23 protein-coding genes are annotated in these 22,339 nt (G+C 32.6%); 10 read left to right on the top strand and 13 right to left on the bottom strand.

What is annotated here, in order from left to right; all coding sequences use genetic code 11:
- The 4 genes from ACJBCC_RS01705 to ACJBCC_RS01690 all read left to right on the top strand — a co-directional run bounded on the left by ACJBCC_RS01705 (position 1) and on the right by ACJBCC_RS01690 (position 3,077).
- Complete coding sequence (locus ACJBCC_RS01705) at positions 1-417, top strand: DUF6691 family protein (protein WP_299099379.1); 417 nt, start codon at positions 1-3, stop codon at positions 415-417.
- A 1-nt stretch (position 418) separates the two neighbouring features.
- Complete coding sequence (locus tag ACJBCC_RS01700) at positions 419-1,222, top strand: sulfite exporter TauE/SafE family protein (protein ID WP_299099377.1); 804 nt, start codon at positions 419-421, stop codon at positions 1,220-1,222.
- Between the two features lie 71 nt (positions 1,223-1,293).
- Positions 1,294-2,700: a rhodanese-like domain-containing protein gene (locus ACJBCC_RS01695; protein ID WP_299099375.1), complete on the top strand. Its 1,407-nt coding sequence runs from the start codon at positions 1,294-1,296 to the stop codon at positions 2,698-2,700.
- A gap of 107 nt (positions 2,701-2,807) precedes the next feature.
- Positions 2,808-3,077 carry a heavy-metal-associated domain-containing protein gene (locus tag ACJBCC_RS01690; RefSeq protein ID WP_299099374.1) on the top strand — a complete coding sequence of 90 codons (270 nt, stop codon included), beginning with the start codon at positions 2,808-2,810 and terminating at the stop codon, positions 3,075-3,077.
- A gap of 141 nt (positions 3,078-3,218) precedes the next feature.
- On the opposite strand, the gene ACJBCC_RS01685 is transcribed toward ACJBCC_RS01690, so the two are convergent.
- The 6 genes from ACJBCC_RS01685 to ACJBCC_RS01660 form a co-directional block, all read right to left on the bottom strand.
- A complete protein-coding gene (locus ACJBCC_RS01685; protein WP_157362944.1) occupies positions 3,219-3,491 on the bottom strand; it encodes an ATP-dependent Clp protease adaptor ClpS in 273 nt (90 codons plus the stop codon).
- 64 nt (positions 3,492-3,555) lie between these two features.
- Positions 3,556-4,392: a 50S ribosomal protein L11 methyltransferase gene (gene prmA / locus ACJBCC_RS01680; protein WP_299099372.1), complete on the bottom strand. Its 837-nt coding sequence runs from the start codon at positions 4,390-4,392 to the stop codon at positions 3,556-3,558.
- Between the two features lie 200 nt (positions 4,393-4,592).
- Complete coding sequence (tpiA, locus tag ACJBCC_RS01675; RefSeq protein WP_407556222.1) at positions 4,593-5,342, bottom strand: triose-phosphate isomerase; 750 nt, start codon at positions 5,340-5,342, stop codon at positions 4,593-4,595.
- Between the two features lie 189 nt (positions 5,343-5,531).
- Positions 5,532-6,608 carry an ABC transporter permease gene (locus tag ACJBCC_RS01670; protein ID WP_407556301.1) on the bottom strand — a complete coding sequence of 359 codons (1,077 nt, stop codon included), beginning with the start codon at positions 6,606-6,608 and terminating at the stop codon, positions 5,532-5,534.
- A 147-nt stretch (positions 6,609-6,755) separates the two neighbouring features.
- Positions 6,756-7,850, bottom strand: a complete 1,095-nt coding sequence (locus ACJBCC_RS01665; protein WP_299099368.1) for a BT_3928 family protein — start codon at positions 7,848-7,850, stop codon at positions 6,756-6,758.
- An 18-nt stretch (positions 7,851-7,868) separates the two neighbouring features.
- Positions 7,869-8,411, bottom strand: coding sequence for a DUF1599 domain-containing protein (locus ACJBCC_RS01660; protein WP_299099366.1), 543 nt, complete (start codon positions 8,409-8,411; stop codon positions 7,869-7,871).
- A 188-nt stretch (positions 8,412-8,599) separates the two neighbouring features.
- Between ACJBCC_RS01660 and folP the strand changes: the two genes are divergently transcribed.
- From folP to ACJBCC_RS01640, 4 genes are read left to right on the top strand one after another with little or no spacing between them, the layout of a single operon-like run.
- Positions 8,600-9,427 carry a dihydropteroate synthase gene (folP, locus tag ACJBCC_RS01655; protein ID WP_407556221.1) on the top strand — a complete coding sequence of 276 codons (828 nt, stop codon included), beginning with the start codon at positions 8,600-8,602 and terminating at the stop codon, positions 9,425-9,427.
- A gap of 3 nt (positions 9,428-9,430) precedes the next feature.
- On the top strand, positions 9,431-10,132 hold the full coding sequence (locus tag ACJBCC_RS01650) for a hypothetical protein (RefSeq protein WP_407556220.1): 702 nt from the start codon (positions 9,431-9,433) through the stop codon (positions 10,130-10,132).
- A 26-nt stretch (positions 10,133-10,158) separates the two neighbouring features.
- Positions 10,159-10,941, top strand: coding sequence for a diadenylate cyclase CdaA (gene cdaA, locus ACJBCC_RS01645; RefSeq protein WP_299099362.1), 783 nt, complete (start codon positions 10,159-10,161; stop codon positions 10,939-10,941).
- The gene (locus tag ACJBCC_RS01640) at positions 10,941-11,720 is read left to right on the top strand and encodes a DUF3667 domain-containing protein (RefSeq protein WP_407556219.1); all 780 of its coding nucleotides are present in this window, start codon (positions 10,941-10,943) and stop codon (positions 11,718-11,720) included. Before cdaA ends, ACJBCC_RS01640 begins: the two co-directional genes overlap by 1 nt.
- 95 nt (positions 11,721-11,815) lie before the next feature.
- Here the strand turns inward: ACJBCC_RS01640 and ACJBCC_RS01635 are convergent, their stop codons facing one another.
- Entirely contained in the window at positions 11,816-13,585 is a 1,770-nt protein-coding gene (locus ACJBCC_RS01635) for an ABC transporter ATP-binding protein (RefSeq protein ID WP_299099358.1), read from the bottom strand.
- A gap of 28 nt (positions 13,586-13,613) precedes the next feature.
- The gene (gene truA, locus ACJBCC_RS01630) at positions 13,614-14,360 is read right to left on the bottom strand and encodes a tRNA pseudouridine(38-40) synthase TruA (protein WP_407556300.1); all 747 of its coding nucleotides are present in this window, start codon (positions 14,358-14,360) and stop codon (positions 13,614-13,616) included.
- Between the two features lie 96 nt (positions 14,361-14,456).
- On the opposite strand from truA, the gene ACJBCC_RS01625 reads away from it, so the two are divergent.
- On the top strand, positions 14,457-14,951 hold the full coding sequence (locus ACJBCC_RS01625) for a metallophosphoesterase family protein (protein ID WP_407556218.1): 495 nt from the start codon (positions 14,457-14,459) through the stop codon (positions 14,949-14,951).
- Between the two features lie 63 nt (positions 14,952-15,014).
- Here the strand turns inward: ACJBCC_RS01625 and ACJBCC_RS01620 are convergent, their stop codons facing one another.
- Positions 15,015-15,425: a DUF4293 domain-containing protein gene (locus ACJBCC_RS01620; RefSeq protein ID WP_407556217.1), complete on the bottom strand. Its 411-nt coding sequence runs from the start codon at positions 15,423-15,425 to the stop codon at positions 15,015-15,017.
- Between the two features lie 213 nt (positions 15,426-15,638).
- Between ACJBCC_RS01620 and rho the strand changes: the two genes are divergently transcribed.
- Positions 15,639-17,351, top strand: coding sequence for a transcription termination factor Rho (rho, locus tag ACJBCC_RS01615; RefSeq protein ID WP_407556216.1), 1,713 nt, complete (start codon positions 15,639-15,641; stop codon positions 17,349-17,351).
- An 88-nt stretch (positions 17,352-17,439) separates the two neighbouring features.
- On the opposite strand, the gene ACJBCC_RS01610 is transcribed toward rho, so the two are convergent.
- The 4 genes from ACJBCC_RS01610 to ACJBCC_RS01595 are packed head-to-tail and all read right to left on the bottom strand — an operon-like array spanning position 17,440 to position 22,339.
- Positions 17,440-17,898, bottom strand: coding sequence for an RNA methyltransferase (locus ACJBCC_RS01610; protein WP_299099351.1), 459 nt, complete (start codon positions 17,896-17,898; stop codon positions 17,440-17,442).
- 57 nt (positions 17,899-17,955) lie between these two features.
- Complete coding sequence (locus ACJBCC_RS01605) at positions 17,956-18,780, bottom strand: endonuclease/exonuclease/phosphatase family protein (RefSeq protein ID WP_407556215.1); 825 nt, start codon at positions 18,778-18,780, stop codon at positions 17,956-17,958.
- Position 18,781: 1 nt separating this feature from the next.
- The gene (locus ACJBCC_RS01600) at positions 18,782-20,629 is read right to left on the bottom strand and encodes a family 43 glycosylhydrolase (RefSeq protein WP_407556214.1); all 1,848 of its coding nucleotides are present in this window, start codon (positions 20,627-20,629) and stop codon (positions 18,782-18,784) included.
- Positions 20,630-20,632: 3 nt separating this feature from the next.
- Positions 20,633-22,339 carry a sulfatase gene (locus tag ACJBCC_RS01595; RefSeq protein ID WP_407556213.1) on the bottom strand — a complete coding sequence of 569 codons (1,707 nt, stop codon included), beginning with the start codon at positions 22,337-22,339 and terminating at the stop codon, positions 20,633-20,635.

The raw sequence follows: 22,339 nt of genomic DNA, 5'->3' as shown, positions 1-22,339 counted from the left end.
ATGGGAAAGTATTTAAAATTTTTAACCGTAGGTATGGTATTCGGTATTGTTTTAGTAAAATCTGAAGCCGTTTCATGGTATCGTATTTTTGAAATGTTTAAGTTTCAGTCCTTCCACATGTATGGTATTATTGGTTCTGCCGTTATAACAGGAATAATTTTACTATTAGTTTCAAAAAAAATTAAAATTAAAAACATAGAAGGTTCATTTTTAAGAGTGCCTTTAAAAGATCGTGGATTCATTCGTTATATTTTAGGAGGCATTATTTTTGGTTTAGGTTGGGCACTATGTGGCGCATGTCCTGGTCCAATGTACATCTTAATTGGTACTGGTGCATTCTCTATATTAGTTGTAATTGCTGCTGCATTACTAGGAACTTATGTGTACGGCTTAACAAAAGATAAACTACCACATTAAAATGGAATTAACTGAGATAATAGGCTACTTCGGTGCATTAATTGTTGGACTCGTTCTTGGACTTATAGGAGGAGGTGGCTCTATTTTAACAGTTCCTATTTTGGTTTATTTTTTAGGATTTAGTCCTATTGTAGCTACTAGTTATTCTCTATTTGTGGTTGGTAGTACTTCATTAATAGGAACATTTAGAAATATTAGAAAAAAAACAATCGACTTTAAAACAGCAATAATTTTTGCAATACCCTCAATTCTTGCTGTTTTTATGATGAGAAGCTTAGTGATACCTAACCTACCAGATGTTTTATTTTCGATAGGCAAGTTTCACTTAACCAATTCTCTTTTTATAATGTTAGTTTTTGCGCTCATTATGCTTTTAGCAGGTTGGTCTATGATAAAGTCTAAAGAAATCACAACTGAGCAAGAAATAAAGGAGTACGACAGTAATCATTACTTAGCTATTGGTACACAAGCCATTGGTATTGGTGCATTAGCTGGCTTGGTTGGTGCTGGTGGTGGATTTTTAATTGTACCTGCATTGGTCCTTTTAGTCAAACTACCTATCAAAAAAGCAATAAGTACCTCTTTATTTATCATAGCAATACAATCTTTAATAGGATTTTTAGGCGATTTAAATACCATAGAAATTGACTGGAATTTCTTAATTAGATTTACTATCATTTCAATAATTGGTATATTTATTGGGTTAGCGTTATCTAAAAAAATTAGCGCTAAAGGCTTAAAAAGAGGCTTTGGCTATTTCACTTTAATCATGGCAATTTATATTACTTATAAAGAGTTATTTTAACAGACTTTGTGACAAATATCACATTTCGGAAAATGAACTTTTGTAAATTTGCACTATAATATCTACTATTTATGAAAATTGAACAATTATATACTGGCTGTTTAGCACAAGGTGCTTATTATATTGAATCAGAAGGAGAAGTTGCTATAATAGACCCTTTAAGGGAAGTACAGCAGTATATTGACAAAACAGAAGCTAACAATTCAAAAATTAAATATATTCTAGAAACACATTTTCATGCTGATTTTGTTTCTGGACATGTAGATTTGGCTAAAAAAACAGGAGCAACAATTGTATTTGGACCTGGAGCAACTACAGAATATAACATACATACTGCAACAGATGGTGAAGAGCTTAAACTTGGAAATGTAACGCTTAAAGTATTACATACACCAGGACACACTTTAGAATCTACAACTTATCTTTTAATTGATGAAAATGGAAAAAATCACGCTATTTTTTCTGGTGACACTTTATTTTTAGGTGATGTCGGCCGACCAGATTTAGCGATTAAATCTGATTTAACAAAAGAAGATTTAGCTGGCATGTTATACGATTCGCTTCGAAATAAAATAATGACGCTCGAAGATGATGTTATCGTTTATCCTGCACATGGAGCTGGTTCTGCTTGTGGTAAAAATTTAAGCAAAGAAACTGTTGGTGTTTTAGGCGAACAGAAAAAAACAAATTATGCGCTGCGTGCAGATATGACAAAAGCCGAATTTGTTGAAGAAGTTTTAGATGGCATTGCTCCTCCTCCACAATATTTTGCTAAAAATGCAATTATGAATAAAATGGGTTACGATACGTTTGAAACTGTTTTAAAAACAGGAAACGTGCCACTTAATCCAGAAGAGTTTGAAGCTATGGCTAACCATGAGGCTGCATTAGTTTTAGATGTTAGAACTCAAGCCGACTTTATAAAAGCACATATTCCTAAATCTATTTTTATAGGATTAAATGGTGGATTTGCACCTTGGGTTGGTGCTTTAATTAAAGACATTAAACAACCTATTGTTTTGGTAGTTCCTGAAGGTAAATCTGAAGAAGCTGTAACAAGATTATCGCGTGTTGGTTATGATAATACCTTAGGTTATCTTGAAGGTGGATTAGAAGCTTGGCAAAACGCCGGAAAAGACATTGAAACCTTACAATCTATTTCAGCTGAAGAATTTGCCGCAAAAGCCAAAGAAAGCAAACTTAATATTTTAGATGTAAGAAAGGATGGCGAGTATTTATCATCTCATATAGAAGATGCACAACACTTGTCTTTAGACTTTATTAATGAAAAGATGAACGAGGTAGATAAAGACAAAACCTATTATGTACATTGTGCTGGAGGTTATCGTTCTGTTATTGCCGAGTCTATTTTAAAAGCAAGAGGTTATAATAATTTAATTGATGTTGAAGGTGGTTTTGGTGCTATTAAAAATACAGATTTACCAGTAACTGATTTTGTTTGTCCTACAACATTATAGATAAATAATGACTAGACCTAGCAGGTTTTAAAAACCTAGCAGGTCTTTTTTAAATCATTAATAATGAAAAATAAGACTCAAGTAGTAGTCTATAAAAACTAATAAACATGAAAAATTCATTTAACATACAGAACTTAAAATGTGGTGGTTGTGCAAATACAATCGTGACACAATTATCTAAACTAGATGGGATTTCTGAAGTTGAAGTTAATAACGATACTGATGAAGTCAGTTTTAATACGGTTTCTGTAACTGAAATTGAATCTGTAAAACAGAAGTTATCAGATTTAGGTTACCCTATTGTTGGAGATGCTAACTCATTACCAAAAAAGGCAAAGTCTTTTGTGAGTTGTGCTGTTGGTAGAATGACGAAGTAAACCTAATTATAGTCTATGTTTGTCATTCTGAACTTGGTTCAGAATCTCGTAACATTATAAATTAGATTCTGAAACAAATTCAGAATGACAGAATTAGCAAAGGTTACAAATAAAAAATCCCACTCAACGTGGGATTTTTTATTAAACTATTTCTGCACTAAGGCCTGCTTGTAAAAGCTTAGAGCATCTAGGCTCTAAATCTTCGTAAGGCCCAGTTTTTACCGTACACTTACCTTTGTAATGCACTAATAAAGCACATTGTTCGGCTTGTTCTGGCATGTGGTCACATGCATATATTAAAGTATCTATAACGTGGTCGAAGGTATTAACCTCATCATTAAACAACACAATTTCATTTTCTTTTACGACTTCTTCTTGTAAAAGCAGCTCTTCTGAGTATTTTTCTTTTGTCATCTTAAATCGCTTTTTAAGTACGTTTTGTGTACTTAGTGTGACAGACTCTATTTGTTAATCTCTACTAATTTATAAATTTTAACGATACCCAACGTCCTTTTTGTATAGTTTCATTCAATTTTAACATGTGTTTTTCACATTCTGCCGTTATAATTGGAATATCCTCTTCATAAAACCCACTTAAAAACAGTGTTCCATTAGTGTTTAAACATTTGGCATAACTTGGAATATCTGATAAAAGAATGTTTCTATTGATATTAGCAATGATGCTATCGTACGTTTTACCTTCTAACAACTTTACATCACCTTCGTAAACTGAAATGTTATGACAATCGTTACGTTCTACATTTTCTAAACTATTTAGGTAACACCAATTATCTATATCAATAGCATCTAGTTTAGTTGCACCAACTTTCTCTGCTAAAATAGCCAAAACACCTGTTCCGCAACCCATATCTAAAACCGATTTACCCGTAAAATCGTTTCTTAAGATATGCTGAATCATCATATGTGTGGTTTCATGATGACCTGTACCAAAACTCATTTTGGGTTCTATAATTAAATCGTATTTAGTGTCTGGTTTTTCATGAAATGGTGCACGTACAGATACTAAATCATCCACAATGATTGGGTTAAAGTTTTGCTCCCATTCCTCATTCCAGTTGGTTTGCTCTATTTCGTTGAATTCTGATGTAATTTCAAACTCCTCTGAACTTAAAATATAGATATCATCTAAGATGTTTTCATTCCATTCCTCTTTTTGAATGTATGCAGTTACTCCTTCTTCGGTTTCTACAAAACTTTCGAAACCTGCGTAACCGAGTTCTGCAATTAGAATTTCGGTGGCTGGTTGTAGTGGTTTTACTTTAAAATTGTAACCTATGTAAATTGTATTAGACATCTTATTTTTTTGATATACGATTGGTTGAATAACCCTTGGTAATTAATTGACTTTTGTCTTTATCACTAGCATTGGATTGCATGCGTTAGCGATAGAAACGGCATCCTTTTTATTTGGTGGCTGAGCGAAGCAGAAGCCACCGAATAAAAAGATATAGTGTATAGCGCGACCCTTGTGGTAACGCCCTAATTAGTTAAAATTTAAAACGCGTTTACTATAGCGTAAAAATCTTCGGCCTTAAGTGCAGCACCTCCAATTAATCCACCATCAACGTCTGGCTTAGAAAAAATTTCTTGCGCATTTGCTGGCTTTACACTTCCTCCATAAAGGATAGAAACACTGTCTGCAACGTCGTTTCCGTACTTGTCCGCTAATGTTTTTCTGATAAATGCATGCATGTCTTGCGCTTGCTCAGGGCTTGCAGTTTCGCCTGTACCAATAGCCCAAACTGGCTCATAAGCCAACACTATATTTTTGAAAGCTTCTGCGCCTAAATGAAACAATGCGTTTTTAATTTGGCTACCTACAACAGCTTCTTCGTTACCTGCTTTACGGTCTGCTAATTCTTCTCCAAAACAGAAAATTACGCGCATATCATTTGCTAATGCTGCGTCTACTTTCTTGGCTAAAGACTCATCCGTTTCATTGAAATAAGCACGACGCTCACTGTGACCTAAAATTACAGTTTTAACACCAATACTTTTTAACATACTTGCGCTGATTTCACCTGTGTAAGCTCCGTTTTCTGCAAAGTGCATGTTTTGTGCTACGACTTCTATATCTGATTCTCTTAATGATTGAAAAGCGTGCCATAGATTTGTAAATGTTGGTGCTACCATTACCTCTGCATTTGAGGTTTTGGTTTGACCTTGTAAGGCTGTAATTAACGTTTCAGTTTGTGCTAAATCGTTGTTCATTTTCCAGTTTCCGGCTACTATGTTTTTTCTCATAATGTTATGTATTAACTTCTTAAAAAAGAAGTGTTTATTGATTTGTAATTTTATAATACAAAAATAAGATAAAAAGACGACACAAATCTGGTCTGAAAGCTCAAATAATCAGCGCAAACGTTGTAGAAATTCGAATTAATTATTAATACGAAGTTGAATCGCAAATTTTAAAAAAATCTGTCGTTTTTTTTATGATAGTTTTACCCTTGGGTCTAACCATGCGTAGATGATATCTACAAAAATATTGATGGTTATGAAGATAATGGCAATGACTAAAACGGCACCCATTATTACAGGTAAATCTAAGGTATTAAGTGCATTTACAATTTCTTTTCCGAGGCCATTCCACCCAAAAATATACTCTACAAAAACAGCGCCTGCTAACATAGATGCAAACCATCCTGAAATTGCTGTAACCACTGGATTTAATGCATTTTTCACGGCATGGTTTTTAATAACCTGAAACTCACTTAAGCCTTTTGCTCTAGCGGTACGTATGTAATCTTGATTGAGAACTTCTAATAATGAATTTCGCATTAATTGAATGACTACTGCCAATGGTCTTATACCTAAAACAATGGCTGGCAGTATAAGGTTTTTCCATTTTATAGTCATTTTTTCTCCAAAATCGTCTAGCTCGTACAAACTGCCTGTCATTTCTAAATTGGTGTATTTGTGTAAAACAAAGCCAAATAACCATGCGAAAAGAATGGCAGAAAAAAACGATGGTACACTCATACCAAATGTGCTTAAAATTTGAATGGTTTTATCTATCCAAGTGTCTTTATATAATGCTGAAATGATTCCGAAAATAACACCTAATATAATTGCTATTACAATGGCTGAAACTGCCAAAACAAAGGTATTTGGAATAGTTTCGCCTATAACTTGCGTTACTTTTTTTCCTTGTTTGGTAAAGGATTCTCTAAGGTATGGTGCTTTTATTACGGTTGTGGTATTCCCTAAAGTAAAGAGTTCTGATGCTGTGTATTTATTTGGACTTAAAAACGTGTAATCTGATTGCGAATTTGAATGAAATGAAATTGGTGATAAATCATTGAGATAATATAAAAATTGTGTCCCAATGGGTTTATCGAATCCATATTTCTGCTTTACGGCTGCAACTTGTTCGGACGTTTGGTTTTGACCCAACATCATTTTTGCAGGATCACCAGGTAGAATATTGAATAAAAAGAAAATGACTGTTACCACACCTAATAATGTGATTAAAGCGTAGAAGATTTTATTTATTAAATATCGTATCAGGTTGTTGGTTTTTTGTTGTTTTTTGGCTTTTAATAAATTGAATTTAAAACTTTTAAGATAAACAATTAATGGTTAAAAACTTATGACTGTTTACGAAGACTGTGTACTGCTTACTGTCACTGAATACTGAACACTGCCTACTGAAATCTACAATTCTACATCTTCAAAATCATTCCAGTGTGCTTTGTTTACAACTGTACCTTTATTTAAAATTATGACACCTGGATTAGAACGCACTATGGTTTTTACCACTTTTTCGTCGGTAGCATAAAAGTTAAATTTAAGATCGTTCTCTTTCGCTAATTGCGCCATATCATCTGAACTTGAAGCCGAAATACCAATTACAGTATATCCTTTTGCTATAGCTCTATCAGTTAATGCTTTTATCTCAGCTACACCTTGTGCTTCGGTTTTCTCTTTAGCATAAATGGTAATAATCAGTAATTTATCTATACCTAAGAAATAGTCTAATTGGTTTTCTCCATCGACTTCAATCGTAAAATCTTGAATTGGTGGAATGTAACCTTCATCAATGACTTTAGTTTCTACACTCACATATTCTCCATCTACTTTTGGATAACTACCATTTGTAATAAACTCTTGGTTTTCGCCATTTACATTAAACGTCCAAGTATATTCTGAAACTGGCTTTGGCGCATCCTCAGGCGTTATAATCTGCTCTTGTATGTTTTTACCAATGGCATATGCTCTAAAATCAATAGATGGCAAATGCATTAAAACATGGTAACCAAACCAAAGTGAAACTATAAAACTTAACAAAGCAATAATTGTTGTTGGCAGTTTTGTGAAAATTGGTTTGATATGTTTTATGCCCACAAACAATATTAAAATTAAAACAAGTAAGATTAAATCTTTTGTAAAGCTTTCCCATGGTGTTAGTTTTAGCGCATCTCCAAAACATCCACAATCTTTAACTTTATCGAAATAAGCAGAATAGAACGTTAAAAATGTAAAAAACACAATCATTAATAGTAAGCTCCAAACGGTAAATTTTGGTTTATAACCTATTAAAAGAAATACACCTAAAACAACCTCAAATACCACTACAATTACAGAAATACCTAGCGCAAATGGAATTAAAAATTCCATATTTAAGACATCTGCACTAAAATACTCTTCAAGTTTGTATGAAAATCCTAATGGATCATTTAGCTTAATAAATCCTGAAATTATAAATAATATTCCTGTAAATATTCTACTAAGTTGTACTATGTATTTCATAAAATTATATCTTCTAAACTATTGACCTTCTCCTAAATGAATCATTGCAAAAACAGCATAATTAATCATGTCTTGATAATTTGCATCAATACCTTCGCTTACTAAAGTCTTACCAGCATTATCTTCAATTTGCTTTACGCGTAATAATTTTTGTAAAATTAAATCGGTTAATGAGCTTACACGCATATCTCGCCAAGCTTCACCATAATCGTGATTTTTATCCAGCATTAATTGCTTAGTGACTGCAATTTTTTCGTCGTAAAGTTCTGTAGCTTCTTCAGTATCTAAATCTGGTTGCTCCACCACACCTTTTTCTAATTGTACCAATGCCATGGCGCAATAATTAATGATGCCAATAAACTCGCTTACTTCGCCTTCATCTACTTTTCTAACATCGTTTTGTTGCAAGCCTCTAATGCGTTGTGCTTTTATAAAAATCTGATCGGTTAAAGATGGTAATCTTAAAATGCGCCATGCACTACCATAATCACTCATTTTATTTACAAAAAGTGCCCTACATTTTGCGATAACAGCATCGTATTGTTTTGAAGTATCTTGCATCTATTAAAAATTAGATTCTAGTATAAAGTTTGAAAAATTAGTTAGCCTAAATACAATTAGAATAACGGCTTTACTAGAATAATGTAATTCTCGATTATCGAGTAAAATTTCCGTAAATTTCGCATAAATAAATTAGAAGTTCAAAGTTTGAGGTTTAAAGTTTTCTTAAGGCCTTTATAAGATGAAACATGAATATAAATTGTAAAGGAAAATTAATCGATTTATCGATGCCTAAAGTAATGGGAATCCTTAATGTTACGCCAGATTCATTTTTTGATGGTGGAAAATACAAGGATGAAACCGAAATTTTAAATCAGGTGGAAACCATGCTAAAACACCAAGCCACTTTTATAGATATTGGTGGCTACAGTTCTAGACCAAATGCAGATGATGTTAGCGAAGCCGAAGAATTTAGCCGTGTTTTACCAGTTATAGAATTAATTTTAAAGCACTTTCCTGAAGCCTTAATTTCTATTGATACTTTTAGGAGTGAAGTCGCCAAACAAAGTGTTGAAGCTGGTGCTGCTTTAGTTAATGATATTTCGGCAGGTCAACTTGATTCTAATATGCTTGCAGTCATTGGAAAACTTAGTGTGCCTTATATAATGATGCACATGAAAGGCACGCCCAAAACTATGCAACAGCAAACGCAATACACTGATTTAACCAAAGAAGTAATTTCTTATTTTGCCGAACGTATTGAAGCTGCACACCAAGAAAAAATTAATGATATAATTATAGATCCTGGATTTGGATTTGCAAAAACAACAGAACAAAATTTTGAATTATTAAACCAACTAGAGTTACTACAGATGCTAGACCAGCCTATCCTTGCTGGAATTTCTAGAAAATCTATGATTTATAAAACTTTAAACTTAACCTCACAAGAAGCTTTAAATGGCACAACCGCCTTACACATGGTCGCTTTGCAAAAAGGTGCAAAATTATTACGCGTCCATGATGTTAAAGAAGCCATGGAGTGCATTACACTTTATAATCAACTGAAATCTAATTAACCTATGCGCATTATATACCTCCTAATCATTCTATGTTGCTTTAGCTGTAATAACGAACGCGTTCTACTATTGCCAGAAATTGAAAACGCAGAAATCACAGAAGTCTTAGATGTGTCTCCTGCTTATATATTTTATGATGAAACACAACCAGATTCTACATTATTAAACCGAAAGAATTTAATAATTACCACCAATTGGCTGGTTAATGTAGATAAACGTTTGACATTAAAACAAGCCATTCCGCACATTAAATTCTTACAAGACAAAAAGAGAAATGCAGAAATGCACAAAAATGAAGCGGCTAGAAATTACTTTTCTTGTAATGATACAAGTATTGGGAATTTGGGGTTTATGGATTTTACTGATATCTATTATAAAGAAGAGCTCAAAATCGACTCTGTTTATAATGAGCGTAACATTCCTACAAAGGAAAATCTAATGAATATGGCTGGTTTCCACGCTAGAAACACAATTCCAATAATTATTAGGGAAGACTTAAAATTTCAAATTGGAAATGAATATTTTAATTTTGATAATCTAAATAGTAAATTAAAGTCACTTACCGATGTTAATTTCATTGGCGTGCATTTAGAATTATACTTTTCAAGGAATTTATCTTTCCAAGATTATATAACTATTAAAAGAAAAATTAATTCTATTGATTCAGATTTAATTTCAGTGGATTTTAATGAATACATATTTTAACTTAAATTAGCAAAAACACTAACCGCTTGGAAAACTTACAACTTTGGGATTTTAGATTTATAGACTTCGTGGATGTCTTCCTAGTTGCTATTCTTTTATATTACATATATAAGCTTGTAAAAGGTACTGTTGCCATCAATATTTTTATCGGAATACTTGTTATTTATTTTGCGTGGCGTTTAACCGACTATCTCAATATGCAGATGCTTTACAGCATTTTTGATGGTTTTATGAAAGTTGGTATTATTGCCTTAATTGTGGTCTTTCAACCTGAAATTAGAAAATTTTTATTGCTCGTTGGCTCCACAAATATTGGTGGTAAAAAAGGAATTTTTAAGAACTTTAAATTCTTAAAAAACGAAGATCAAACCTCTACAGATATTGATGCTATTATTAATGCCTGTAACAAAATGGGATCTTCAAATACTGGTGCATTAATTGTAATTGAACGCAACAACAATCTCGATTTTTTGACAAACACTGGAGACGAAATGAATATTTTAGTCTCTCAACCCATCATAGAAAGTATCTTTTTTAAAAATAGTCCATTACACGATGGTGCAATAATTATTGATAAAAATGTGGTTAAGGCGACACGTGTTATTTTGCCTGTTAACAATGAAAAGAATATTCCGGAGCGGTTTGGATTACGTCACAGAGCTGCAATTGGTATTACCGAAAAAACTGATGCATTAGCACTTTGTGTAAGTGAAGAAACAGGGCAAATATCTTATATTAAAAATGGAGAATTTGTTATGTTCAGTAACACTGACGATCTCATTCAAAAAATAAAAGAAGATTTAGGCTAGTGAACTGTAAAAACTGTAATAATACATTAAGGGAATCACAAAAATTTTGTGACGAGTGTGGTGCAAAAATCATTCAGAATAGATTAAAACCAAAAGTTTTAGTCGCGCAAGTTAATGAGCAATTTCTTTGCGTAGATAACAAATTCCTGCGCACTTTTATTCATCTTTTTAATAAACCAGAAATGGTTATTGTTAGTTATATAGATGGGACAAGAAAAAAATATATTGATGTTTTACAATATTTTGCCATTGCATTAACCTTAGCTGGTATTCAGTTATTTATTATGAGTACGTTTTTTAAAGAATCTTTAGATTTTCAGAGTGGTTTTGTAGATGGCCTTAATTCTTCATCATCACAAAAAGATAATCCTTTCAAAAATATCAACACTGATTTTTTTAGCAAATCCCAGAGTATATTATATATTTTATTTGTTCCCTTCTACGCCTTTGGGACATGGTTCACCTATTATATCTTAAACGAAAGAGTTTATAATTATACAGAACATATTGTTATTAATTTATATTATAATGCTCAAATTATTATACTTACAGCTGTATTTGGAACCTTATTCGCCATAATAGGCGTTGAATACTATATAGTATCTTTAGCATTATTTATCCCAACACTTCTTTATTTATTCTATATTTTGAAACGCGTATTTAAAGATACGTTTTGGGCTGCATTTTTGAGATTCATCATTGCAAGTTTCATCGCATTGACCTCCATGTTTATTATTGGTATTATAATTACTTTACTATTTATAATACTATCTATTTAAAACATTATGTAGACTTCAAGTCCTTTTGTATAATTTTTAAAATCATTTATAAATACTTCAAACCTATTTACAGTACAGTTTTTTTTCTAGCAAAACTAAACCGCTTCTGCCTTTAAAAATTGTACTTCATAAAGGTTTTTGTAGTAACCTGTTTCTTTTTCTAGAAGTGATTTGTGCGTACCAATTTCTACAATTTCTCCAGCATCCATCACTATGATTTTATCTGCTTGTTGTATAGTAGCTAATCGATGAGCAATGACTATAGATGTTCTACCTTCCGTAATTTTATCGGTTGCATCCTGTATTAATTGCTCTGAATATGAATCTACAGAAGACGTTGCTTCATCTAATATTAAAATACTTGGATTAGTGACATAAGCTCTTAAAAACGAAATTAATTGGCGCTGTCCAGAAGATAACATCACACCTCTTTCCTTCACATTATAATGATAACCGTTTGGCAAACTAGAAATAAAATCATGAATCCCAATCGCCTTCGCAGCTTTCACAACATCTTCCTCAGTAATATTTTCATTATTTAATGTAATATTATTAAGAATTGTATCTGCAAATAAAAACACATCTTGTAATACTACTGCTATTTGGCTTCTTAATGAACTTAAAGTCATGTCTTTTATATCAGTGTCATCGACTTTAATAATTCCTGAATTGATATCGTAAAAACGATTCAACAAATTAATAATCGTAGATTTTCCTGCTCCAGTTGCTCCTACAATTGCAATTGTTTCTCCTGCTTCAACATTAAAAGAAATTCCTTTAAGGACCTCTTCATCTTTTACATAAGAAAATCTTACATCACTAAACGCAATAGCACCTTTAAAATGATTAGCCTCAATAGTACCAGAATCATCAATATTAGATGTTGTATCTAATACTTTAAAAACACGATCTGCAGCCACCATTCCCATTTGTAAGGTGTTGAATTTATTGGCGATTTGGTTTAATGGTCTAAACAACATTGGAATAAACATCGTAAATGAAATTAAATCACCTAGTGTTGTACCTGGCACTTTTGTGAGCGCATCAAATCCACCAACTAAAATAACCATTGCCAAAGTTAATGATCCTAAAAACTCAGCAATAGGAAAGAATATGGAATTATACCAAACCGTTTTTATCCAACCGTTTTTATGACGTTCATTAATGGCTTTAAAGTTCTTGTATTCCGTTTCTTCTCTTGTAAACAATTGAAGAATTTTCATTCCTGTTACACGTTCTTGCACAAATGAATTTAAGTTAGAAACTTCCGTACGTACATCTTCAAAAGCACGTTTCATATATTTCTGAAAGATCTTTGTTGCAAACAACACGATTGGCATGGTCACAAAAACAATAAGACTAAGCTTTAAATTTATAAATGCCATAAAGCCTGCTACTACTAACATTTTCAGAATATCACTAAAAATCATAAACAGACCTTGCCCAAATATATCTGCTATACGTTCCATATCAGTTACTGCTCTTGTAATTAACACACCTACCGAAGATTTATCGAAATAAGTCATTTTAAATTTAAGCATATGCTTAAACAGCTTAACTCTGATATCCTTAACCACAGACTGCCCTAACCAACTTGCATAATAAATAAACAGGAGTTGAGAAATAACTTCTAAAATTAAGAGCACAAGCATAATAACCATATACAAGACAAAGCCATTGTATTTTTTATCTGCTATTTGCACGTCAATAGCTTCTTTTAAAATATAAGGTCTAAGTGCACCAAAAACTGCTAAGCCAACAACACAAATCAATGAAATTACAAAAACAGTGCGATACGGTTTTATGTACTGCAGTAATCGTGTAAACAACGATACATCAAATATTTTCTTTTCTTTTTCTGCCATCTTCTACTGAACTTGCTTCAGTATCTTTTTAGTTTATTTTAATTGTTTCAGGATACACTATTTCTTCTAAATACAAGCCTTGTGCAGGCACCGAAAATCCGGCTTCACTCCTATTTTTAGAAGTTATAATGTGATGCAAATCTTCTGGACTTAATTTGCCTAAACCAATATTTACCATCGTGCCAACAATAGCTCTTACCATGTTTCTCAAAAAACGATCTGCTTTAATTGTGAATATTAGCTGATGTTCTTTTTGTTCCCAAAACGCTTCCATTATATCACAATTATACGTTTTTACATCTGTATTCGACTTAGAAAAGCATTGAAAATCTTTATATTGAAATAGAATCTTGCAAGCCTCATTCATCGCTTCTAGATTAAGAGGTAGATGTACGAGATAAGCATAATCATAATCAAAAACATTTTTTGAAGTAGAAATCTTATAATTATATGTTCTGCTCGTTGCATAGAAACGCGCATGCATTTCAGGTTTTACTTCAAAAATAGATGTAACGGCAATATCTTTTGGTAATAACGAATTGAGCTTATACACTAAATCTTTCGATTGAAATTCGCCATCAAAATCAAAATGAGCAAACATCTGTGATGCATGTACACCAGCATCTGTTCTACCTGCTCCCATAATTGAAATTTTAGCTTTCAAAATAGTAGACAAAGCCTTTTCTAATACTTCTTGCACAGAAATAGCATTGGGTTGGTTTTGCCAACCATGATATGCTCTACCATTATATGAAAGTTCTATGAAAAATCGCAATAGAAATCTTACTTTTGTTAAATGCAAAGTTACAGTTTTAGATGCTAAAGAAATCCTAAATAATTAATAAGATTTCTGTCTTCGTAAAAAGCAAATATGAAAAAAATTCTCCTTTTATCTGACACACATAGTTACATTGATGATGCTATTTTAAAATATGTAAAACAAGCTGATGAAGTTTGGCATGCTGGTGATATTGGCGACTTATCAGTAACTGATCGTATTGTAGAACTAAAACCTTTAAAAGCCGTTTACGGGAATATCGATAACGCTAAAGCAAGAGCTGAATTCCCTTTACATAATAGATTTATGTCCGAAGGTGTTGATGTTTGGATTACTCACATTGGTGGTTATCCACCTAAGTATAATAATAAAGTAAAAGAGGCTTTGGCCGCAAATCCGCCAGATCTATTTATCACAGGTCATTCACATATTTTAAAAGTGATGCCAGACAAAAAATTAGATTTACTACACATGAATCCTGGAGCTGCAGGTAAACATGGCTTTCATAAAGTGAGAACGATGCTTCGTTTTAAAATTGATGGTAAAAATATAACAGACTTGGAAGTGATAGAATTTGAAACCCGATAAAAAACAAAAAACCCAGACGGCAGCGTCTGGGTTTTTCACACTAATACTACTAAGATTTTAGGTCTATCGTAATCGATCTACAGATTTCACAAGATCTTCATCCTTTTTAATAGCCTTGTTAGCCAAGACTAAACACACAATAGAAAAAATAGGAAGAAGAATCCCAATACCTTTCTCAGAAACGTTAGTTTCTCCAGATAAATTTTGCGATTGATATACAAAGATTCCTAGTAAAATAAAGTTTAATATTATATTGAGTCGTCCCAAAACAAATTGAAACTTCCTGTTTTTAAAACTAAAAATTGAAATTAATGATAATAATGCAGATCCTAAAAATAAGCCTAGATACGTGTAATTATCTATAGCGAATACTTTAACGCCTTCATTATTTAACCACAAATGAAACACAAATATTAAGCCTGCAGAAATACCTGCGGCTAAAAATAAATATAAGGTCTGAACGCGTTGAATCATATTTTACTAAAAAAGCTCTGCAAAATTAGTAGTTTATTTTTTAAAAAGATAGAAAATGTTTTAAAATAAAATTGTATTATTGCAATAGTAAGAAGTAACATACTGAGTTACATCTTTATAATCTTCCAAATTAATCTCTCTTTTTTTCTTTTTATTTCATTTAGAAAATATTGAATTAATAATATCAAATTATAATACATATACAACATTCGAATGTTTGAAATTTCCCAGTTAAAAGCTAAGAAACTACCTGAATTACAGGAGTTAGCGAAACAACTAAACGTACCAAAATACCGTACATTAAAAAAATTAGACTTGGTGTATCAAATCTTAGATTACCAAGCAGCCAATCCTGGTGCGGTTAAAGCTAAAGTAGAAACTGAAGCTAAACCAGAACCAGCAAAGGCAGAAGCTAAAGCACCTCAAAAGCGTGCTAGAGTTCAGAAAAAACCTCAAGAAAACAAAGATCAAAAAGCCATAGAGTTTACTGATAAGGATAAAAAAGAGGACGAAAAGCCTAGAGCACAAAAACCTAGAAACACTAAATCTAATAACGATAAAGTAAGTGATTCTTCTGGTAAAGACACTAGGTCGCAAAATGACAAAACGAAAAAAGACAATTCCAACAAGGAAAATCCTCAACACAAAAACCAGGATAACAAGTCTAACGACAAGAGACGTTCTAACTCTAATCAAAACAACGATAAAAGACAGAACAACCAATCTAAAAGCAACAATAGAAACAACAATAATCAAAAAAATAATGGCAATAAGGATAGCAGAAATCGCTATCGTGAGCCAGATTTTGAATTTGATGCTATTATTGAGAGTGAAGGAGTCTTAGACATTATGCAAGACGGTTATGGTTTCTTAAGATCATCTGACTATAACTATTTATCATCACCAGATGACATTTATGTTTCGCAATCTCAAATTCGTTTATTCGGATTAAAAACTGGTGATACAGTTCTTGGACATGTAAGACCTCCTAAAGAAGGTGAAAAGTATTTCCCTTTAATTAAGGTCAGTAAAATTAATGGACAAAGTCCAAATGTGGTTAGAGATAGAGTAGCTTTTGAGCACTTAACACCTTTATTTCCTCAAGAGAAATTCAATTTAGCTGAAAAGCAAGCGACAATTTCTACACGTATTATGGATTTGTTTGCTCCTATTGGAAAAGGACAACGTGGTATGATTGTATCGCAACCAAAAACGGGTAAAACTATGTTACTTAAGGATGTTGCTAATGCTATTGCAGCCAATCATCCAGAAGTTTATCAAATGATTTTACTTATTGATGAGCGTCCTGAAGAAGTAACAGACATGCAACGTAATGTACGTGGTGAAGTCATTGCTTCTACTTTTGATAAAGAAGCTCATGAGCATGTAAGAATTGCGAATATCGTATTAGAAAAAGCAAAACGTTTGGTAGAATGTGGCCATGATGTGGTTATTTTATTAGATTCAATTACACGTTTAGCTAGAGCTTATAATACGGTTCAACCAGCATCAGGAAAGATACTTTCTGGTGGTGTTGATGCCAATGCATTACATAAACCTAAACGTTTCTTTGGTGCTGCTCGTAATATTGAAAATGGTGGTTCTTTAACAATTATTGCCACAGCATTGACAGAAACTGGTTCTAAAATGGACGAAGTAATTTTTGAAGAATTTAAAGGAACTGGTAACATGGAACTGCAGTTAGATCGTAAGATTTCTAACCGTAGAATCTTCCCAGCAATTGACTTAACATCATCTAGCACAAGACGTGATGATATTCTTTTAGATGCGAACACGATTCAAAGAATGTGGGTAATGCGTAAGTATTTAGCAGATATGAATCCGGTTGAAGCTATGGAATTCATTAATGATCGTTTTAAACAGACAAGAAACAACGAAGAGTTTTTAATTTCTATGAATGGATAAAACGCTTTAAATATATTTTATTAAAAAACCTTGAATTAAACGTTCAAGGTTTTTTTTATGTTTAAATATAAAAGATTAAACTATTGAATTAAACACGTGGTTTAGCAATACCTCTATCATACATCACAATACTACCTGCAACCGAAACATTAAGACTTAATTGCGACTGAAACTTTATTAGAAAATGACTTTTCTCTATGGCTTGTTTAGATAAACCATGATCTTCTGCGCCAAGCAAATACACACATCGTCTAGGATGATTAAAGGTTTCTAAAGACACAGCGTCTTCAGTTAATTCTACGCCTACAAGCCTTGCTCCTTTTGGGATATTATTATAAAAATCATCAAATGTATCGTAATGAAAATATGGCATTGATTTTACGGCATTGTGCGTATCACATGCCTGTTTTGCATAACGATTACCAATGGTAAAAATAAAACTAGCACCAAGATTTTGAGCTGATCGCCACAGTACACCTAAATTTTCAGGTGTTTTTCCATTTTGAATTCCTATACCAAAGAATTCATTCGTAAAATTATCATTCATATCACAAAACTAAGAAAGCTCGTGCTCTAAACGAAATTGATTGCTATGAGATAAGAGTTATAAATTGAAGGAAATCATAATCGGAAAATGATCTGATGGATATTTTAAATCCCACGAATCACTTAAAACAGCATACTTTTTTACATCAATATCTTTACTAACAAATAAATAATCTATACGTCTAATTACAGGTTGATCAAAATGAAAACCATTATAAGTTCCTATTGGTCCAAAAGTCAGTTCTGCTACATTTTTACTGTCGTTTAAATTTTTAGACAAAAACTGAATACTTTCATGATCGTCCTCCATATTAAAATCACCACTTAGAACTACAGGATAATTTTCTGTATTAATTTCTTTTATTTTCTTATCAATTAAGACAGCGCTTTGTACTCTAGCTACTTTACCAACATGGTCAAAATGTGTATTAAATAAGTAGAATTTTTTTCCTGTATCTATATTTTTAAATAAAGCATAAGTACAAACTCTATTGCATACAGCATCCCAACCCATTGAGACTTTATCTGGTGTTTCTGACAACCAAAACGTATTAGAGCTCTCAACCTGAAACTTATCTTTTTTGTAAAAAATTGCAGAATACTCGCCTTTATCTTTTCCATCATCTCTACCAACACCAACAAAACTATAATCTACTAAAAGACTATCCATTTCCATCATCTGGTTTGGCATCGCTTCTTGTACGCCTAAAACATCTGGTTCGTGAAACTTAATCTGATTAATAAAAAATGCCTTCCTATTGGTCCAACTATTTTTACCTTCCTTTGGTGCATCTAATTTTATATTATAGGACATTACGTTTAGTTCTTGTGCAGGTAAAATTGTTAAGAACATTAGTAGAGAGATTGTTAAAATATGTTTCATGTTATTCGATATAAATGATTTCACTTTTTTCAGAAATTCCGTTTTCACTATAGGCTTCTATGCTAAAATAATAAGGTGTATCCCTATCTAAACAACGCATAAAATGTTTATTAGTATCATATACTTGCCACGATTGGTACAATTTATCTTTAGCAATTCCCCAACGAATATTATAGCCTTGAGCACCTTTAACTGGGTTCCATGAAAAAGAAATATCTCTTCGATCTTCCTCACGCTTGATTTTAAATCCTGAAACTTTTTCTGGTTGACTTCCAACTCCTAAGCCAAAAACTCTAAACTCCGACATTGCAAAATTTTCTCCAGGCACTTTTACATTGTTATAACGCACAAATTTTGCCATAGTAGGTTCATCTAAAACTATGTAAGCATTTGGCGTATCTTTTTCGCTGCTACTTCTATCTACAACGGTTTTCCAATCTTTGCCATTCTCAGAAACCTCAATACTAAATTGATGTTTTAATCCGTCTATACGTGTGTATATACCAGATTCATGATCATGAAAATTTAGTTGAAATGCGTGAATAGTTCCTGCATTCTGCATCTCTACTGTTATCCATTGTCTACTATCGTTTGCCTCTGCAACCCAAAATGTTTTTGGATTTTCATCCGTTAAAATTTTAGAAATAATAGCACCATTTTTATTTGTTTCCTTCGGTAGTTCGGTAACTGTCACCTCATCATCATTAGATGTAAACTTCATAACTTGCTTTAACGAGGAAGACACGGTTACATCACCTTTATAAGACAATAACATCCAACCATTATGCTGACCTGCTTTGGTAGGATGATTAGCGCCATAACGCGGATAATCTCCATATTCTGTATTAGAGTACATCAATCCATCAGCATCAAAATAAGTAGGGAACATACATAATCGTCTTTCCCATTGCGCATTAGACGCTAAAGCCATAGTTGCGAAATGCCAATATTGACCATTGGTTTGTTTTACTGTAATACCATGACCTGCTCCATTTGTAAAACCACCTGGTTTAAAACTCATAGGATTATTTTTCATGTAATTGAAAGGACCTAAAGGTGTATCACCAACGTAAACACCATCTGCATATACATTAAACTGAGTTCCTGGTGCTGCATACTGTAAATAGTATTTGCCATTATGCTTTGTCATAGACGCACCTTCCATATAACCTTCTTTTAAGGTTGGATGAAAATTATTTTCTCCAAAACGTTCCCAGCCATGTTTTTCTTCATCTAGGTTGAATAGTTCTTTTTTAACACCTGTTTCTAAAAAACGATCATCTTTATTGAGCGTTTTCACACGAAGAGGATGCACATTAGAAGAGCCCCAAAATAAATATGTTTTACCGTCATCATCGATAAATAATTCCGAATCTTGAATATTATTTGATATTGATGCTGTTGGTGTCCATTTTCCAGATTTTGGATCATCAGTATAAAGAATACTTCCATAACCTGCAGGATCACCTGCAAAATATACTAACGAATCTTTATAATTAAATGCAGTTGGCGCATTACTTCCTTCAAAAAACCATTGTTGTGGTTTTATAAATTCCCAGTTTACTAAATCGGTAGAATGCCAATAGCCAAAAGAACGTGTTACAAACATATAATACGCTCCTTTAAATTCAATAACTGCAGGATCTGCACCAGATCGATACGACTTATTTTTACTAGAATTATAAACCATATATGTATAATCTATATCTAACGGGTTAATATAGGTCTCAAATCCTTTTTTTATTTCTGATTTCTCCTCTGAATTACGATCCTTTTCTGTTGCCTCATTTTTATTTGAGTTACAAGAAAACAAGACCGCAATAGTGAATAAGAAAAATATGTTCTTCATAGTTTATAATTTAATGTCTTCATCAGTTTGAGGATTATAAGATGTGCCTGTGTGTCCTCTTAATCTTTCAAATTGCTTATAACCTCGTTTTACTTGCTCTTCTGGTGCACGCTCAAAATCAGTTGGTGTAACTTTATATTTAGCTTGTAATTCTGCTAACTTTATTCTTAATTCTGCCTCAATAGCATCGTACTTTTCATTATCAATTTGATTATGAATCTCTTTAGGATCTTCTTCTAAATCATATAATTCCCAAGTATCAATATCATCATAAAAATGCATTAGTTTATAGCGCTTTGTACGAATTCCATAATGCTTTTTTACCATATGAAATGCAGGATAATCATAGTAATGGTAATACACGGCATCTCTAAAATCATCGCCTTCAAATTTATTTTCTAACAACGGTCTAAGCGATTGACCTTGCATGTCCGCTGGTATATTTGCTTGCGCATAGTCTAAGAACGTTTCGGCAAAATCTAAATTCTGCGTCATATCTTCAATTATTGTTCCTGGTTTAATAGCATAAGGATACTTTACAACCATAGGCATAGCTAATGATTCTTCGTACATATAACGTTTATCAAACCATCCTTTTTCTCCTAGATAAAAACCTTGATCTGTAGTATAAATTACAATGGTGTTTTCCGCTAAACCATGTTCTTCAAGAAAATCTAAAACCTCACCCACACCTTCATCAACTGAAGCTATGGTAGCTAAATAATCTTGCAGATAACGTTGACCTTTATATTTAGCTAAAGCTGAACCAGATAAATTCGCATCGTGGAAAGCATCATTTTTTTTCTGATACGCTTTGTCCCAAGCTGTTCTTTGTTCTTTTGTCATTCTATTAAAATCCGACTTCCAAGGATTGTGTGCTAACTCTGGGCTTCCTTTCTCTTTGGTCAATTTTAAGTCATGACCTTCATACATATCCTTATAAATCGTTTGTTGTTGTTGCTGTGAGCTAAGCGAACCTTCGTGGGCTGTAAAATAGGTATCTGGTAATTCAAACTCAACATTATCAAATTTATTAGCATGTCTTAAAGCTGGCATCCAATTTCTGTGTGGCGCTTTATGCTGAAGCATTAGCATAAAAGGTTGATCTTTATCTTTAACCGAATTAAGATAGGCAATTCCATCTTGTGTAATTATATCTGTAGCGTAACCTTCTATACGTGTTGTATCTGCAGCCTTTGTTTTTTCATTGATTGCAATAAAATCTGGATTGTAATAATTACCTTGATCTGTTAATATATTCCAATAATCAAAACCTTCTGGTAAGCCATGTAAATGCCATTTCCCTATAACAGCTGTATTATAACCTGCATTTTGTAACAATTTAGGGAATGTTTGTTGGCTACCATCAAATTGATCGCCATTCATTCTAAATCCATTTTGATGGCTAAATTTACCAGTTAAGACTACTGCTCTACTTGGTCCACAAATTGAATTAGTGCAGAAATTATTCTTGAATATCGCACCCTCTGAAGCTATACGATCAATATTGGGCGTTGGTGCTATTTTACTAATAGGATGGCCATAAGCACTAATGGCTTGCTCTGCATGATCATCTGCCATAATAAATACTATATTTGGTCGCTGTGCAGAATTCTCAACTTCATTTAAGTTTACTGATATATCGTTGCCTTTATTTTTACACGATTGAATCGTAAAAAGTAAAACAATGATTATTGACAAAAATCTCAT

The organism is Winogradskyella sp. 4-2091 (assembly GCF_045765065.1).
In the GTDB taxonomy this organism is placed as follows: domain Bacteria; phylum Bacteroidota; class Bacteroidia; order Flavobacteriales; family Flavobacteriaceae; genus Winogradskyella.
Note: the sequence above shows the minus strand (reverse complement) of the source record. Positions and strands in the feature narration are given on the sequence as shown.

What these genes read in the sequence shown, in the direction of transcription:
- ACJBCC_RS01625 (WP_407556218.1), top strand. Translation starts at nt 14,457, where the DNA reads ATGAAAAAAATTCTCCTTTTATCTGACACACATAGTTACATTGATGAT.
- ACJBCC_RS01695 (WP_299099375.1), top strand. Translation starts at nt 1,294, where the DNA reads ATGAAAATTGAACAATTATATACTGGCTGTTTAGCACAAGGTGCTTAT.
- ACJBCC_RS01660 (WP_299099366.1), bottom strand. Translation starts at nt 8,411, where the DNA reads ATGCAAGATACTTCAAAACAATACGATGCTGTTATCGCAAAATGTAGG.
- ACJBCC_RS01610 (WP_299099351.1), bottom strand. Translation starts at nt 17,898, where the DNA reads ATGAATGATAATTTTACGAATGAATTCTTTGGTATAGGAATTCAAAAT.
- ACJBCC_RS01685 (WP_157362944.1), bottom strand. Translation starts at nt 3,491, where the DNA reads ATGACAAAAGAAAAATACTCAGAAGAGCTGCTTTTACAAGAAGAAGTC.
- folP (WP_407556221.1), top strand. Translation starts at nt 8,600, where the DNA reads ATGAATATAAATTGTAAAGGAAAATTAATCGATTTATCGATGCCTAAA.
- ACJBCC_RS01705 (WP_299099379.1), top strand. Translation starts at nt 1, where the DNA reads ATGGGAAAGTATTTAAAATTTTTAACCGTAGGTATGGTATTCGGTATT.
- ACJBCC_RS01650 (WP_407556220.1), top strand. Translation starts at nt 9,431, where the DNA reads ATGCGCATTATATACCTCCTAATCATTCTATGTTGCTTTAGCTGTAAT.
- prmA (WP_299099372.1), bottom strand. Translation starts at nt 4,392, where the DNA reads ATGTCTAATACAATTTACATAGGTTACAATTTTAAAGTAAAACCACTA.
- rho (WP_407556216.1), top strand. Translation starts at nt 15,639, where the DNA reads ATGTTTGAAATTTCCCAGTTAAAAGCTAAGAAACTACCTGAATTACAG.
- ACJBCC_RS01595 (WP_407556213.1), bottom strand. Translation starts at nt 22,339, where the DNA reads ATGAGATTTTTGTCAATAATCATTGTTTTACTTTTTACGATTCAATCG.
- ACJBCC_RS01620 (WP_407556217.1), bottom strand. Translation starts at nt 15,425, where the DNA reads ATGATTCAACGCGTTCAGACCTTATATTTATTTTTAGCCGCAGGTATT.
- ACJBCC_RS01600 (WP_407556214.1), bottom strand. Translation starts at nt 20,629, where the DNA reads ATGAAGAACATATTTTTCTTATTCACTATTGCGGTCTTGTTTTCTTGT.
- ACJBCC_RS01665 (WP_299099368.1), bottom strand. Translation starts at nt 7,850, where the DNA reads ATGAAATACATAGTACAACTTAGTAGAATATTTACAGGAATATTATTT.
- ACJBCC_RS01700 (WP_299099377.1), top strand. Translation starts at nt 419, where the DNA reads ATGGAATTAACTGAGATAATAGGCTACTTCGGTGCATTAATTGTTGGA.
- ACJBCC_RS01690 (WP_299099374.1), top strand. Translation starts at nt 2,808, where the DNA reads ATGAAAAATTCATTTAACATACAGAACTTAAAATGTGGTGGTTGTGCA.
- tpiA (WP_407556222.1), bottom strand. Translation starts at nt 5,342, where the DNA reads ATGAGAAAAAACATAGTAGCCGGAAACTGGAAAATGAACAACGATTTA.
- ACJBCC_RS01635 (WP_299099358.1), bottom strand. Translation starts at nt 13,585, where the DNA reads ATGGCAGAAAAAGAAAAGAAAATATTTGATGTATCGTTGTTTACACGA.
- ACJBCC_RS01605 (WP_407556215.1), bottom strand. Translation starts at nt 18,780, where the DNA reads ATGAAACATATTTTAACAATCTCTCTACTAATGTTCTTAACAATTTTA.